A 16,763-nucleotide genomic window follows, 5' to 3' on the forward strand; every position below is an offset into this window, starting at 1 on the left:
TTTATGTCGGAAAATCTTTCCCTAAGCCCAGGGTTTTTTCACATCGACCGACTTTACGATGCACCCTATATATCCCGTTGTGATACCCATTTTTATTGATTTGTTCATAGCATAATTTATGATCCCGCACCCTATTCTCCAAAGCAAATTATTTCCATTGTGAAAGAGGGCTACACCTGGGTTTGAGGAGTAATGGAATTAGTACAAGGAATAAGTTATTGATAAATAAGCAGATAAGTGATACACACAAAAAAAATTTGTGACATCACTATTATTTTAGGATCGCATCGAATTTTGAGGTGAGCCAGCTTTTTGCGGTCATTAATTTCTCGCTTCTCATCTTATTATAGTTTAATTCGATCTCGCTTTTATCATGCCGGTCGGTGTATTTCACCAGCATTTTATAATATTTTAGGAAAGTCATGCCGGATTTTTTTACGTGGGGGGCGAGCTCTGTTGTATTTTCGAAATACTTTTGCGAGTTACTAATAAGGTACCGGGCCTCCTCATAGAGCTCCAGCTCGTAAAAGAGGACCAGGTTTAACTCTCGCACGTCGAACTTAATAAAGGGGGTGGTGGGTTTTACTTTTATAAGGTGCTCGAGGCTTTTTTCGAAATTTCCTCTTATGCATTCGACCAGGGCGATCGAATACTCTTTCATATTGTCTATATGCTCCGGCTCAAGGCGCGGAACGTAATCTTCGACGAACTTATCCGCCCACTCGAAGTCTCTCTCCATGAGCGAATGTTTTAAAATGATCACGAAATTTTGAATATCGAGAGTTTTCTTTCCCTCAGGGAAAACGGCATTATGCTCAAAGCGTAGCTTTATCAATTTGAATCCCTCCGTTCTCGCCCTCTGCCTGATCTCCTCCGATTTTGCATATTTGCTTTGCGAGGTGATGGCGCTGGAGAGCCATTTAAAATAATCATGCCTTGTCTGGAGCGAGAGATCTTCGATGTTTAAAAGGAATGCGGCTTTTGCTTTTTCGTACATATCCATATCGTCAGGGTCGCAAAGAGACAGGTAAATATAATGATCTATCACCATAAGTTTTAAAGCAGTGCTTTCGTCCGAGGCTGATCTTAAAAATTCTTCCAGATTAAAATTCTTTTCGAGCGCTTCCAGGACGGGCGGGTAAAAGCCCCCGGCATATGCCCGGCTCGCAGTTTCTTTGGCTATGAGACCCTTTATCAAATAATAAACGAATTGGGCAGCCACCGCCTCTACCTGATGTCCCGCATGATGTAACGTTTTGCCATAGGCTTCTTTGTTGCGATAATAATCGGTTTGTTCTCCTGTCAAGCCAACACCGAGATCTAAAAACTCCTCGATAGCAAGGCGGCTTGCGCTTACATCTTTTTCCAATTGCTGCGCCAGACCAGTGAACTGTGTGTCCAGGTTCCGCTTGCGGAACTGGCTCAATAGTAAAAGCTCTCTTTCGGTCACTCTCTCCTTCAGCTCCTCATTGATCAGAAAATCTTTTGCAGAAGCATATAAACGCGACATCATTTTTCTTATGTACTCATCATTATATGTACCCTCGTAGAGTTTTGCGTAAAGTTTTTCTTTTGTCAGTTCGGGGTGGTCGAACTGCGGGTAATACCTTATCAGTTCGTCAAACAGAGGTGATAGGACGGCTGAAGCACTATGGTACGGCGAGGAGAGGAATTTTTCGAATTCCTTTATCTCCTTTTTGCTGAAGGTTTTAAGAAGAGAGATCAGTTTGGTATTCTTCATCACAAAAAGTTACAAATTTCCAACGGAAAACACAATTTAACTTACAGATAACAAAAGCAAAAATCGTGTATAGATACGTATCTAACCTTTTCTTTATTTTTCTGCTTTGAGCGGGGGATTATATTTGGTTATTGTGCTGAAGGTTTATAAACAAAATTCTACCACACTCGAATCTCTCCGCGAGAAGTCTTTCAATTCGGAAGATGAAATACGCTCTCTAATCGAATCAGACCTACCATCGTTTCTCTCCTATAAATTCGTGATGTCGGAATTTTGTATAAAGAACTTCCGGATTGATACTCTCGCATTCGACCCAAGGACAAAGTCATTCGTTATTATCGAGTACAAAAAAACCTCAAGGGGATCTCTCATCGACCAGGGTTTTGCATACCTGTCCGTGATGCTGAGGAACAGAGATTCGTTCACACTCATGTACAATACAGCATTGAATGAGTCACTAAAGACCTCCTCTATCAACTGGTCCGACTCAAAGGTTGTTTTTATTTCGCGGTCATTTACACGTTACCAGAAAAATCTCGCGTGCTTCGAGGATCTTCCTATCGAGCTGTACACGATAAAAAGGTATGAGAGGGATATAGTTATACTGGAAAGGTTTGCAGTGCCTGAGATCCTCTCACTCAAAAATATGCGCGGTAAAAAACCGACTGAACAAAGAAAAAGGAAAAAGAATACGTCTAATAAGGAGTATCCAGTCAAGTCAGTCCCCGGTAAGGAAAAGAAAAAAAAGCGTGAAGGATTCGATCAAGTAGGCGGGTCTGTTTTTGATATTGCGAAGGAGTAAGGAATTTGCACTAAGCCCGAAGGGGAGCGCATGGGGTTCCCGTTTTAATTTGGTATTGTGAAAAGAAAAAGGATGCCCCGTATAAGCAACATCCTTTGAAGTATACCAACAAACTAAATCAAAATTATTTTATGAGCCACCGCTAAAGCGGGACTAATCAAACAGTCTTCGACTTATTTGATTAGCATCATTTTCTGAATTTTCACGAAATCACCGGCATTGATCCTTAAGAAGTACACTCCGCTGGCGAACTGTGAGCCGTTCCATTCTACTTCGTATCTCGATGCTTCAAGGTCCCTGTTTACCAATGTCGCTACCTCTCTGCCCGTAATGTCATATACCTTTAGCGAAACAAAACCTGCCTTTGGTATGTCGAACTTTATTTTTGTCGCCGGATTGAACGGGTTCGGATAGTTCTGGTATAGCTCGTACGTCATAGGTAATGAAGATGGCTCTATGCTGGTTATGATGTCGAATTCATCCGCTCCCACGTCCGGCATCGAAGGATTTCTCGTAGTGCCGTGAATATCCGTCGTAATGCCGGGTATCGGCATTGCTCCGCCGTCGCAAAGTGTCGGAACGTTTGTCTTCATGTCGAGATTATACGGATGTGTGGATACGTTCATAAAGGGACTATCCTCGGCGAAGGAGTTAGTCTCGGCAGGAGACACAGCCGTCTGGAATGTCGCAAATGTCGAATATGTATTAGAACCGTTAGAGTAGAAATAGTTCGATGCGCCCGTCGGCACATATACGTTATTATTATTAGAAACCGAACTATATACAGTCGCGGAATCTTTATAGATCCCAACAATCGACCCTGACCCTGAAGGAGTGAATTTGTTTATTATGATATTATTCTTTAAAATTGCATTTATTCCCGATAAGTACACAGCATAGCAGCCGGTATTTAAACCCAGTGAACTGCTATCCAAATATATGGTATTATATGATATGTTACTTGTGTCACCGACAACTAATAACCCTATTACTCCAAGTCCCGAATTATTCACCGGAGCATATACCTCACTTATCATATTGTTATAGACGTTGGCTGTAGAACCGGATGCTCCTGTTACCAGCATTCCGAAAGCTGTGCCCATATCATCTAAATTCTCTGCACTGGAAATCCCATATACCCGGTTGCTATGTACATTCCCGGTAGTAAAACCACTGGCAACGATACCGCCTGCATCACCAATACTGTCGTTTACAATATTATATACATTGTTACCGAACACGTTTTTTATCGACGCAGAACTGCCGGAGATAACAGATATTCCCGTGCAAAACCCCCTGCTGTTTGGATGCAGGTCATGGATCGTGTTATTATAAACATTCTCATACCCGTCGGTGGGTGAGCCGGAATTATAGTAGCCGTACGTTGCCCCGGTTGTCGCGTTATTGTAGAGGTTAAAGACAGTGTTATTATATGTTGATGTTGTATCGGTATTATTACCATTGTATATCCCGAAAAGACTACCGGTTGTACCCGACACTTTCATGAGATTGCTAACCGTATTATCATGTATGCTGTTCATTCCCGGCGCGGAATATGAGCAGTATATTCCTGCCATATTGGTTGTTGAAGTTGTAGAATAAATACTATCGATAGTATTATTGCTTACCTCGTAATTATAAGCTCCTCCGGGTGAATAAATACAGATGCTGTTACCTGAGCCGGGAGTGGATTGAGTCCTTCTTATATTTTTTATGACATTATTGGAGATCGTACATGACGCGTCAAAGTTTGAGTTTGTAGATGAGCGGAATATACTATACTGGTTCCCGGTAGCAGTTGAACTCCCGTCTCCATGATAGTTGTCCCGGATAGTATTTCCGGTTATATTTACCGTGTATGGGCTGAAAGAAACATAAATATAATAGCTTCCACCGTTGGAGGCGCCATCAAACCTGCAGTCATGGATCGTATTATTAGTTATATTTATAGTATTATCGACACCGTCGGCTCCAAACGCGCAGTACAATGCGTACAGGGAGCCTGTCAATGTAGTGCCGCATGTATCCGAAATATCATTATTATCTACAGTTGCCGATGAGTTCATACCGTTTGACAGATAAAGAGCGATTATACTGCCATTATTTGATCCGTTATTAATTCTAATAGTATTATTGCTGATTATAATACTATCCAGGAATAGACAATAAATTCCCCATCTCGCATCGTTCGAAGTTCCCGCCAGGCCCGAGCCTATATTTGAGAGTATATTCCCGGTAGTTCCGCCTATATCAAAAAAGTGGTCATACAGATCATATGGCGATGAATCGGCAAAACCTGCAAAATACATTCCGTTGAAACTGTTATTTAAGGTACAGCCCTGTATGGAAATGCTCTCGTGTCTTCCGTCGATAGTGGTGGGATTTGTGCTTACTCCCGCCAGGTTTCTGTTTGTAGTTGAAATACAACTTGAGTAAATGTCCGACTGCTGCTGCTGGACTGTACAGCCGTTATAGGTAATATGTTTGCACCCGTCGGTACTGGACTTCCGAACCATTAATATGCCATACTCGGTCTTTAGAGTCTGCGAACTGCCTGTGTACTGCTCTACAAAATCAATGTTATTGAAAGTGATGTAATCCGCTCCTGCCAGCCAGAGGATCGCATCACCTACTCCACCCAGGGTTGTTCCGGTGATAGTACCTGACCCGCTTACATCTGTCTGGAGTACCGGATTTATTCCCGCGCCGCTCCTCTGGAAGACCACCGGGTTGCCCGGGGTCGGCTGGTTTGCCGTGATGTCAATTATAAGTCCGCCGGTTGGTACGATCTCTACGTGACCGGGCGTGATATTGAAGGTTACACCTCCCGCGCCGACCCCGTTGGCGTTGAGGTCGTCGACCGCCAGCTTTATGCTTGCGTATGATCCGGGAATGGTCTTTATTCCCGTAAGCTGGGCGATGGCGTTGCTTTGCAGTGTTACAAGTAGTAATACAAGTACTAAAATTTTACCGTTTTTCATTTTCAATTCTCCCTACTATTATATTTTTTTAAGATTTCTTCTATTTTATTTTCGGCAATGATGAGTTTTTCTTCTGGAACGTTCTTTCTTCGGGTTAATAGATCTGTCTCTGCCGAGACATTTATCAGTTTCACTACGTCTGAGTTGATCCCGTTTATTAACCTGTTCAGATCTTCCAGCTTTTTTGTTAATCTTTCCTTCGTCATTTGGCTTTGTTTAACTTTGGTTTCAAAATATTAATGACACCATAGCTCTTCAATGAAAGTTTTTTAAAAAGTCTCGAACCGTTTTCTTACAATTTTAGCAAAAAACGGCGATTCCTTTAAAAAATTAAACCTTTTTCCTTTCTAAAGTCTGATTATAAAGCTATCTTTTTTGCTATATTGCAAAGGTATGAGAGACAGTAAACTTGTGGAAATGCTTGGAATGTTTTCAAAAGGTGAGATGAAGTCTTTTGAAAAGTTTGTCATTTCACCTTACTTTACTGCGGGGCGCAGTGTGGAGGGGCTCTTTAATATCCTTAAAAAATACCATCCTGAATTCGACTCCGCTAATATCGAGAGAGAAAAGATCTTCAAGAAACTCTTTCCCAGGGAAAAATACAACGAGAAAAAACTTAAGAATATAACCTCCTCACTTATTAAGCTGGCTGAGCAGTTTATGGTGATCGACGATCTAAAGAAAAACCCATACGAATTTGAGCTTAAACTCTTTGATCACTACTGGAAAAATGAAAATCTTAAGCTGTTTTACAGTACATTAAAATCCCTTGAAAAAAAGGTCGATGACCTTCCTTTCGATCATATCAATGCTTACTACTATAAGGAAAAGATCCTGGGTAATAAAACCGGCTATTTTTTGAAGATCAATCGGCCGGATAAAGGAATACCGCTGATCGCAGAAACAGCAGAATACAACACGCTGACATTCCTTGTGAAATTTATAAAGGCGAATAACTATAAAAGCAGAATACCCGGAACATTCAAAGCAGGAATGAATGATGTACTTATAGATACTGTATGGAAAAATATGGACCTCGATACAATTATGGAGGACCTCAGGGAAAAAAAGTATTCCCACCTCTGGCTCCTTGAGTTATACTATAATGTTTCAAGGTTCTCACATGACATCGATGATGTAGATTCGTTTCATAAAGCGCGAGAGATATACGGTAAAAATAAAGAAAAATTTTCACGGAGTGAAAAACATTTTATCCTGGGAGACTTTACTGCCTTTTGCATCAGGAAGTTTGTGAGCGGCTCGACCGATTTTTTCCGGATCGAGTTTGATATTGCTAAAGAGTTTAAAGATGAGAATGTTTTGACCCCTGATGACTCGACGGCGCTTCAATTGCTGCAATACAGGAATATTGTTTTATGCGCTATTAAAGTGAAAGAGTATAAATGGCTCGAAGAGTTTATTCGTGATTGTACACCTCTTCTGCGCCCGCCCTACAGGGAAAGCATGAAATATTTTGCCACAGCCAAGCTGGAATTTGAAAGGGGCAACTTCGAAAAGTGTCTCGAAAATGCATCGAGGGTGCAATATGATATGTTCACCTATAAACTCGACATTAAGATACTGCTCCTTATGACATATTTTGAGCTGGCGCTATATGATCAGGCGGAGTCCATGATGGACACTTACAGGCATTATCTTAAAAACAACAAGGAATTCTCCACAAAATATCTGCGCAAGTTTAATGACTTCATTAATATCTACTCGGCTCTCTTCAAAGCCGGATCTACAGGTAATCCGGAGGATCACGGCTACCTGCTCAAAAAAGTAGAAGACATCAAAGACCTCCCCGCGCGCCGATGGCTCATCGAGAAGATAAAAGGGCTACAAAAATAAATGCTGTGTTAACTTTATTAGTCACTTGTTCGGAGAGGAAAAAAAAGAATGTCCCGGATAAGCAACATCCTTTTGTAGTGTACCAACAACTAAATCAAATTTATTTTACCAGTCACCGCTAAAGCGGGACTACTCAAACAGTCTTCGACTTATTTGATTAGCATCATTTTCTGAACCTTCACGAAGTCGCCGGCATTGATCCTGAAGAAATACACCCCGCTGGCAAACTGTCCTCCGTTCCACTCGAACTCATACCTTCCTGTTGCAAGGTCGCTGTTTACCAGGGTACTCACTTCCCTGCCGGTAATATCATATACCTTGAGTGAAACAAAGCCCGCTTTAGGTATGTCGAACTTTATTTTTGTTGTTGGGTTGAACGGGTTAGGATAGTTCTGGTAAAGCTCATATACAGTAGGCACGGAGGCTGGTTCGATGTTTGTTACGCCTGTTGTGAAATTCCATATGGATGAGAAAGGACCCTCTCCGAGGGAATTCTTTCCGCTCACTCTCCAGTAATATTTTGTGTTAATGGCGAGGAAGTTATTGCCCAGCTGCAACTGTGATGATGTAAGAGTATCAGTATCTACAAGTGTACTTCCAAATGTAGAATCGGTCGAGAGCTGTATGTGATAATTTTCAGCATTTGCCGCGTCATCCCAGTTCATCAGCGGGTTTACCTCTACCAGTACGGCATTATTAGCGGGATAGATGAGCGAAGGAGCTTGTGTGATAGGACCAATTCCATCGAACTCGTCCGCGCCAACATCCGGCATAGTACCATTCCTGGTTGTACCGTGAATATCTGTCGTAATTCCCGGAACCGGGATACCTCCGCTCTCACACAGTGTAGCTACGGTAGTTTTCATGTCCAGGTCATACGGATGTGTCGACACGTTCATGAACGGACTATCCTCGGTAAAAGAGTTAGTCTCTGCAGGAGCTACTGCAGTCTGGAAACCGCTGAAAGTTGTATAGCCTGTTGTACCGTCATGATAAAAATAGTTCGTCGCGCCTGCGGGTACATAAACGTTATTATTATTAGATGCAGTATCATATTCCAATATGAAAAACTTATTGATGCCGATAGTTTGCCCTGTACTTGAGGAAGTGAATTTATTAATAATGATATTATTCTTTAGGGTTGCTTTTGGTCCGTTTATAAACATGGCATTACAGCCTGCATTTGGTCCTGTAGAACTGCCATCCAGGTATATTGTGTTGTATGAAATATCGGTTGTATCTCCGCCATTTATGAATAACCCCAGTATTCCTAAATTCGAGTTGCACACCGGCGCATAAATCTCGCTTATCATATTATTATATATATTAAATTTTGAATCGGATGATATTCCGTAAATTTGTATTCCGGTTACCGCTGCTCCCGTCGAGTTGTTGTTCTTGCTGAAAATATCATAAACCCGGTTGCTGTGTATTATACCTATGTCAACAGATTGAGCATTGATGCCTGTTGAAGCGCCGGTACTGTCATTTGTTATACTATAAGTAGTATTGCCGTAAATACTTCTTATTGAGCTACCCACATCGAAGACGGCGTTTATTCCCAGACATTTGGCAATGCTGATAGCATAGATATCATGAGCGATGTTGTCATAAATTTTTACGAAACCTTCGGAGGCAGAATTGTTTACGAAGTAACCTGCTGTTGTTCCGGAACTTGCACGGTGGTAAAGGTTAAAAACCGTATTATTATACAATGATATGGTGTCGGTATTACTACTACTTAAGATTCCATACATATTACCTGTAGTACCGGATTCTTTTACTAAATTGCCTATCGTATTATCATGTATGCTGATCATTCCCGGTGATGTGTATGCGCATACGACCCCCATCGTGCTGCCGCTGGACGAAGTAGAGAAAATGCTGTCCACGGTGTTATTGTTTACTTCGTAATTATAGGCACCGCCTTGCACGTAGATACCATAATCTAATCCGGCTCCCGGTGTAGACTGATTTCTTCGCAGATTTTTGATGGTGTTGTTTGCGACTGTGAATAATGAGCCAAAGTTTGTGTTTGTCGATGACCTGTAAATACCATACATATTTCCTGTGGCTGACGAACTTCCGTTCCCGACAGAGTTATCCCGGATCGTATTCCCCGTTACATTTACAGTGTATGGATTGCTTCCAATATAGATATAATAGTTTAAACCTCCTGAAGCTCCGTCATACCTGCAGTCGTGAATAGTATTGTTGGCTATGTTTACAGTATTATTGGTTCCGTTTCCACCAATTCCCGCATATATTGCATAATGGTTTGGTGCAATCATACCGACGGTATCGGAAATATCATTGTTATTAATAGTTGCCGAGGAATTTAGACTTACTGTCAAATATATTCCATAGACCGGAGAATTACTCGGTCCGGTACTTACTCTGACAATATTATTGCTGACAGTTACACTATCATGATATTGACAAAAGATCCCAAATTTTGAATCAATATTATTATTACCAATTAAACGTGAACCTATATTGATCAAAGTATTCCCTGTAATACCGCCTATATTATAAAAGTGGTCATAGAGGTCGTATGGGGCAGAATCATCATAACCTATAAAATACATTCCATTGAAACTATTATTTAACGTACAGCCCTGCACGGAAATGCTTTCGTGTCTTCCCCCGATAGTTGTCGGGTTTGTGATACTTCCCGCCAGGTCTCTATTTATTGATGTGATACAGGTTGATTGGAAATCAGACTGCTGCATCCGGATCGTACAGCCGGTTACAGTAACATGCTTGCACCCGTCCGTACTGTTCTTACGCATTAAAACTATCCCATACTCTGTTTTTAAAACCTGTGATCCCCCTGTGTACTGCTCCGCAAAATCGATATTATTGATAGTAATATAATCCGTTCCTACCAGCCAGAGCATAGCATCTTTACGTACTCCAAAACCGGCATTTGATATTACGCCCGAACCGTTCGTATCTGTTTGTATCAGTGGATTTGTTCCGGCTCCGCTCCTCTGGAAGACCACCGGGCTGCCTGATGTCGGCTGGTTTGTTGTGATGTCTATTATAAGTCCGCCCATTGGTATGGTCTCCGTGTAACCGGGCGCGATATCGAATGTCACTCCTCCAGTGCCAACCCCGTTAGCGTTAAGGTCGTCTATCGCCAGTTTTATGCTCGCGTACGTGCCGGGAATGGTCTTTGTACCCGTCAGCTGTGCGTTTGCTTTGCTCTGTGTCATCGTCAGAAGCAGGGCAAGCGCTAATATTGTCATGATGATCGTTTTCATTTTATTAAATTTATAGGTTTAGATTTTTTTTATTTTACCAGTCACCGCTAAAGCGGGACTACTCAAACAGTCTTCGACTTATTTGATTAGCATCATTTTCTGAACCTTCACGAAGTCACCCGCATTGATTCGGATGAAATATACTCCGCTTGCGAACCGTGAGCCGTTCCATTCCACCTCATATCGGGATGCCACGAGATCTTTATTCACGAGAGAAGCTACTTCTCTGCCCGTTATGTCATACACCTTCAGCGAAACAAAGCCCGCTTTCGGTATGTCGAACTTTATTTTTGTTGATGGGTTGAACGGGTTAGGGTAGTTCTGGTAAAGCTCATACACAATAGGCACCGAGGACGGCTCGATGTTTGTTACTCCTGTTGTAAAATTCCACACAGATGAAAAAGGACCTTCGCCTATCCCGTTCTTTCCGCTCACTCTCCAGTAATATTTTGTGTTGATAGCGAGGAAGTTATTCGGCAGCTGCAACTCCGATGATGTAAGAGTATCCACATCCACCAGCGTACTCCCAAATGTGGAATCGGTCGAGAGCTGTATATGGTACATTGTTGCATTTGTCACTTCATCCCAGTTCATGAGCGGGTTCACCTCCACAAGTACAGCATTGTTTGCAGGATATACGAGCGTCGGAGCTGCCGTTACGGGATTTTTTAGCTCAAATTCATCCGCGCCAACGTCAGGTGTCGATACATTCCGCGTTGTGCCGTGTATGTCCGTAGTTATGCCTGCTATAGGCATTGCCCCGCCGTCACATAGTGTAGGAATGGTGGTCTTCATGTCCAGGTCATACGGATTTGTGGATACATTTTTAAAAGGACTGTTCTCCGAAAACGAATTCGTATCCGCAGGAGATACAGCAGTCTGGAATCCGGCAAATGTAGAGTGAAAACTATTACCGTCAAAGTAATAGAAATTGGATGCCCCAGCCGGGACAAATATATTATTATTGTTTGAAGCTGAATTATATGTTACACCTGCTTCCTTATAAATGGCAATCGTTTGTCCGCTACCTGTGGGTGTGAACTTATTGACCACAATATTATTCTTTAATGTCGTATTACTAAAACCGGCAATATACATAGCAAAGTTACCCGAGTTCACACCTGTAGAGCTGCTGTCCATGTAAATGGTATTATACGACAGGTTTACTGTATCGCTGCTTTCTATTACCAGTCCTATTACACCCAAAGAGGTGTTCTGAAATGGAGCATATATCTCGCTTATCATATTGTTATATATATTACAGTTCGAATTATTTGCACCATTAAAATATACACCGAATGCAGTATACGAACCTTTTGTAATAATATTATATATACGATTGGCAAAAATATTAGCCACGCCCGGTTTAGAGACTTGTATTCCACCGGTCTGCGCTATACTGTCACTTATGATATTGTAAATCAAGTTTCCATAAACATTTTTTTCATGAGTATTGGAGGTATTACTGTTTGACATATTCATACCTACACAAACACTATTGCTGTTATTAGTCAGATCATGGATCGTGTTATTATATACATTCTCGAGACCTACGGCAAGAACTCCGGAGTTATAATATCCATATAATAATCCCGTTGTTGCCTTATTGTAAAGGTTAAACACTTCATTATTATACACTTCTAAAGTGTCCGTATTATTGCTATTGTAGATCCCATAGATATTACCTGAAGTACCCGATACTTTTATTAAATTTCCTATCTTATTATCATGTATGCTGATCATTCCCGGTGCGGTTTCCTGGCAGAATATTCCCGCTATATCGTTTGTCGAGGAAGTAGAATAGATACTGTCTATGGTATTATGACTTATTTCGTTATTATACGCCCCGCCCGCTGTATAAACACCAAAGATCCTCCCTGCGCCGGGTGTCGATTGGATCCTCCTTAGATTTTTGATGGTGTTATTGGAGATAGTGTACGATGCACCAAAGGCAGAACTACCCGCTGAGCGGTAGATGCCGTACATGTGTCCCGTAGCTGTCGAACTGCCATTACCGACATAGTTATCCCTGATCGTATTGCCTGTTATATTTACAGTGTATGGATTTGTTGCAACTTGTATGTAAGCATTGGTAGCGGATGTCATGGCGTCATACCGGCAGTCATGAATCGTATTGTTGGTTATATTAACTATATTATCGACTCCATTTCCTCCAAGTCCGCAATAAATTGCACTATGAGGTTGTAATGTCCCACCGCAGGTATCGGAAATATCATTATTATTAATTATTGCCGAGGAGTTTCTGCCAGTTGACAAATGTATTCCATAGGTCACGGTATTATTCGATCCGCTATTTACTCTGATTGTATTATTGCTGACAATAACGCTATCCATGTTTAGACAATAGATCCCGTGTTTTGCATTAGGGCTGTTAGTTCCGGTCAAACCTGCGCCGATATTTATCAAAGTATTCCCCGTAATACCTCCTATATTGTAAAAATGATCATAGAGATCATATGGGGCAAAAGCACCATAACCTTCAAAATACATTCCATTGAAACTGTTATTTAACGTACAGCCCTGCACTGAAATGCTTTCATGTATTCCCCCGGTAGTTACAGGGTTTGTAATAACTCCCGCCAGGTTTACATTTATCGATGTGATACAGGTTGATTGTATATCGGACTGCTGCATCTGAATCGTACAGCCGTTTATAGTTACATGCTTGCATCCGTCCGTACTGTCTTTGCGCACCATTTCTATCCCATACTCGGTTTGCAGCGACTGTGAATTTCCCGTGTACCGCTCAGTAAAATCAATGTTATTTATAGTAATATAATCCGTTCCTACCAGCCAGAGCATAGCGTCTTTACGTACTCCAAAACCGGCATTGGATATTATCCCCGAACCGTTAGTATCTGTCTGTATCAAGGGATTGGCTCCTGCTCCGCTTCTCTGGAAGACCACGGGGTTTCCTGACGTCGGCTGGTTCGCTGTGATGTCTATTATAAGTCCGCCAAATGGTATTGTCTCGGTGTAACCGGGAGCGATATTGAATGTCACTCCTCCCGTGCCAACCCCGTTAGCGTTAAGGTCGTCTATGGCAAGCTTTATGCTCGCGTAAGTACCGGGGATTGTCTTGGTACCCGTCAGCTGTGCGTTTGCATTTCCATACATCATAATAAGAAGCAAGACTAGTGAAATTATTATTGTTGTGGTCTTTTTCATTTTTATTATTGTTATAGTTTCAAATTTTATTTTACCAATCACCGCTAAAGCGGGACTACTCAAACAGTCTTCGACTTATTTGATTAGCATCATTTTCTGAACCTTCACGAAGTCACCCGCATTGATTCGTAAGAAGTACACTCCGCTCGCGAACTGTGACCCGTTCCATTCTACTTCATATCGGGATGCTTCGAGATCCCTGTTTACTAATGTCGTTACTTCCCTGCCTGTAATGTCATATATCTTCAGCGAAACAAAGCCCGCCTTGGGTATGTCGAATTTTATCTTCGTCGATGGATTGAACGGATTCGGGTAATTCTGGTACAGCTCATATGATATTGGGGCTGAACCTGGCTCGATTCCTGTTATAACCTGGTCGAATTCATCCGCTCCAACGTCCGGTGTCGAGAGATTCCTTGTTGTACCGTGAATGTCCGTCGTTATTCCCGTTATCGGAATTGCCCTGCCATCGCAGAGTGTAGGTATGGAGGGATTTATATCCAGGTCATACGGATGCGATACTACGTTCATGAATGGACTGTCCTCTGTGAAGGAGTTATTCTCGGCAGGAGCTACCGTTGTCTGAAAACCGCTAAAAGCTGCATAACCCGTTATACCGTCATGATAAAAATAATTCGACGCGCCTGTGGGTACATACACGTTATTGTTATTAGATAAGGAATCATATACCGTTGTGGGATACTTATAGATGCCTATAGTTGATCTTGTACCCGCATGAGTGAATTTGTTAATAATGATATTATTCTTTAACGTTGCTTTTTTTCCGGTTATGTACAGGGCACACCCTCCTGTATTTGAACCTGACGAGCTGCTGTCTATATATATTGTGTTGTATGAAATGTTTGTCGTATCTCCGCCGCTTACTATTAACCCTAGTACTCCATTATTCGAATTACTCAAAGGACCATATATCTCACTTATCATATTGTTATATACGTCAAGGTTAGACGTGAACGATGCTGCGGAAATATACATTCCGGATGCGGCAGAGTTCATCGTGTCGCTCCCATTGCCGGAAATACCATAGACCCAGTTGCTGTGTATTACACCTATATCAATATTTTGAGCGCTGAGACCGAATATGGATCCGGTACTGTCATTAGTTATATTATATACCTTGTTGTCATAAATGGTTTGAATGCAGGTACCTTCGAAGGAGGTGGCGTATATCCCCACGCAAAAATTGCTGCTTTTAATATGAATATCATGTGCGACGTTGTTATATATCTTCCCAAATCCCTCGGTCGCATTACTGCCCTTGGAAATACCCATTGTTATACCGGAAACTGCCTGGTGATACATATTGGATAAGTTGTTATTATATATTTCTATTGAATCAGTGTTGTTAGTTATGGTAGCAATTCCATACATCGTGCCAGATGTCGAAGTAAGTTTATACAGGTTAGCTATATTATTATCATGTATGCTGGTTAATCCGGGGGATGTGTATGAACATACTATCCCTGCCATGTCCCCGGTAGATGTAGTCGATAATATACTGTCCACAGTGTTATTGCTTACTTCATAATTATAAGCGCCGCCTTCCACATAGATACAATAATCTAATCCGCCTGCCGGTGTAGATTGGTTTCTACGCAGATTTTTGATAGTATTGTTTGCGACCGTGAATGACGAGCCTGGCTCTGTGTTTGCCGCTGACCTGTAAATACCATACATTCTTCCTGTGGCTGTCGAACTTCCGTTCCCGACAGAGTTATCCCGGATCATATTTCCCGTTACATTTGCAGTGTATGGATCGTTCCGAATATATATGTAATAGTTGTTAGCGTTGGTCACGCCATCATACGTGCAGTCATGAATAGTATTGTTAGTTATATTTACAGTATTATCGACTCCGCTCTCTCCAAGCCTGCAATATATTGCACTGTGGATTTGCGTAGTCCCTCCGCAGGTATCTGAGATGTCGTTGCTACTAATAGTTGCCGAGGAATTTATGCCTACTGACAAATGTATTCCATGGGTCTCTGACAGCATATTCGATCCGCTATTTACTCTGATTGTATTATTACTGACAGTTACACTATCATGGTATAAAAAATAGATCCCATATTTTGAGTTAGGGCTATTAACTAAACCTGCGCCGATATTTGTCAAAGTATTCCCTGTGATCCCGCCTATATTATAAAAATGGTCATAGAGGTCATATGGAGCAGATGCACCATAACCCATAAAATACATTCCATTGAAACTATTATTTAACGTACAGCCCTGCACGGAAATGCTTTCATGTCTTCCGCCGATAGTTGTGGGATTCGTGGTATTTCCCGCCAGGTTTTTGTTTATTGATGTGATACAGGTTGATTCAAAATCTGACTGCTGCTGCTGTATAGTACAGCCGTTTACAGTAACATGCTTGCAGCCGTCCGTACTGCTCTTTCGCACCATTTCTATCCCATACTCGGTTTTCAGAGTCTGTGATCCCCCTGTGTACTGCTCCGCAAAATCAATATTATTGATAGTAATGTAATCCGTTCCTACCAGCCAGAGCATAGCATCTTTACGTACTCCAAAACCGGCATTTGATATTACGCCCGAACCGTTCGTGTCTGTCTGAATAAGGGGATTTGCTCCCGCGCCGCTCCTCCGGAAGACCACCGGTCTGCCGGCTGCCGGCTGGTTTGCTGTGATGTCTATTATAAGTCCGCCCATTGGTATAGTCTCCGTATAACCGGGCGCGATATCGAATGTAACTCCTCCCGTTCCAACCCCGTTAGTGTTGAGGTCGTCTATCGCGAGCTTTATGCTCGCGTATGTGCCGGGAATGGTCTTGGTACCGGTCAGCTGTGCATTTGCATTGCCATACATCATAGTAAGAAGCAAGACTAGTGAAAATACTGTTGTTGTGATCTTTTTCATTTTATTATTATTGTTATAATTTCATTTTATTT

8 protein-coding genes are annotated in these 16,763 nt (G+C 41.8%); 2 read left to right on the plus strand and 6 right to left on the minus strand.

The annotated features are described in order from the left end of the window. Positions 1-271 precede the first annotated feature (271 nt). Complete coding sequence (locus H6614_08010; GenBank protein MCB9243600.1) at positions 272-1,741, minus strand: hypothetical protein; 1,470 nt, start codon at positions 1,739-1,741, stop codon at positions 272-274. 133 nt (positions 1,742-1,874) lie between these two features. On the opposite strand from H6614_08010, the gene H6614_08015 reads away from it, so the two are divergent. Beyond that, entirely contained in the window at positions 1,875-2,543 is a 669-nt protein-coding gene (locus tag H6614_08015; protein MCB9243601.1) for a hypothetical protein, read from the plus strand. A 173-nt stretch (positions 2,544-2,716) separates the two neighbouring features. Here the strand turns inward: H6614_08015 and H6614_08020 are convergent, their stop codons facing one another. Together H6614_08020 and H6614_08025 are read right to left on the minus strand one after the other, a co-directional pair. Continuing rightward, positions 2,717-5,524, minus strand: a complete 2,808-nt coding sequence (locus H6614_08020; GenBank protein ID MCB9243602.1) for a T9SS type A sorting domain-containing protein — start codon at positions 5,522-5,524, stop codon at positions 2,717-2,719. 2 nt (positions 5,525-5,526) lie between these two features. Continuing rightward, on the minus strand, positions 5,527-5,730 hold the full coding sequence (locus tag H6614_08025) for a hypothetical protein (GenBank protein MCB9243603.1): 204 nt from the start codon (positions 5,728-5,730) through the stop codon (positions 5,527-5,529). 187 nt (positions 5,731-5,917) lie between these two features. Between H6614_08025 and H6614_08030 the strand changes: the two genes are divergently transcribed. After that, entirely contained in the window at positions 5,918-7,378 is a 1,461-nt protein-coding gene (locus tag H6614_08030; GenBank protein ID MCB9243604.1) for a hypothetical protein, read from the plus strand. A gap of 149 nt (positions 7,379-7,527) precedes the next feature. Here H6614_08030 and H6614_08035 read toward each other — a convergent pair whose 3' ends face one another. The 3 genes from H6614_08035 to H6614_08045 all read right to left on the minus strand — a co-directional run bounded on the left by H6614_08035 (position 7,528) and on the right by H6614_08045 (position 16,731). Next, positions 7,528-10,644, minus strand: a complete 3,117-nt coding sequence (locus H6614_08035) for a T9SS type A sorting domain-containing protein (GenBank protein ID MCB9243605.1) — start codon at positions 10,642-10,644, stop codon at positions 7,528-7,530. Positions 10,645-10,722: 78 nt separating this feature from the next. Continuing rightward, positions 10,723-13,833: a T9SS type A sorting domain-containing protein gene (locus H6614_08040; protein ID MCB9243606.1), complete on the minus strand. Its 3,111-nt coding sequence runs from the start codon at positions 13,831-13,833 to the stop codon at positions 10,723-10,725. A 75-nt stretch (positions 13,834-13,908) separates the two neighbouring features. Beyond that, positions 13,909-16,731: a T9SS type A sorting domain-containing protein gene (locus H6614_08045; protein ID MCB9243607.1), complete on the minus strand. Its 2,823-nt coding sequence runs from the start codon at positions 16,729-16,731 to the stop codon at positions 13,909-13,911. Positions 16,732-16,763 lie beyond the last annotated feature (32 nt).

Source organism: Ignavibacteriales bacterium, from assembly GCA_020635255.1.
Taxonomy (GTDB): domain Bacteria; phylum Bacteroidota; class Ignavibacteria; order Tepidaquicellales; family Tepidaquicellaceae; genus JAEYVS01.

Excerpts from the sequence above, each read along its gene's own strand:
- H6614_08010 (MCB9243600.1), bottom strand. The coding sequence starts at position 1,741 with ATGAAGAATACCAAACTGATCTCTCTTCTTAAAACCTTCAGCAAAAAG.
- H6614_08020 (MCB9243602.1), bottom strand. The coding sequence starts at position 5,524 with ATGAAAAACGGTAAAATTTTAGTACTTGTATTACTACTTGTAACACTG.
- H6614_08025 (MCB9243603.1), bottom strand. The coding sequence starts at position 5,730 with ATGACGAAGGAAAGATTAACAAAAAAGCTGGAAGATCTGAACAGGTTA.
- H6614_08030 (MCB9243604.1), top strand. The coding sequence starts at position 5,918 with ATGAGAGACAGTAAACTTGTGGAAATGCTTGGAATGTTTTCAAAAGGT.
- H6614_08035 (MCB9243605.1), bottom strand. The coding sequence starts at position 10,644 with ATGAAAACGATCATCATGACAATATTAGCGCTTGCCCTGCTTCTGACG.
- H6614_08040 (MCB9243606.1), bottom strand. The coding sequence starts at position 13,833 with ATGAAAAAGACCACAACAATAATAATTTCACTAGTCTTGCTTCTTATT.
- H6614_08045 (MCB9243607.1), bottom strand. The coding sequence starts at position 16,731 with ATGAAAAAGATCACAACAACAGTATTTTCACTAGTCTTGCTTCTTACT.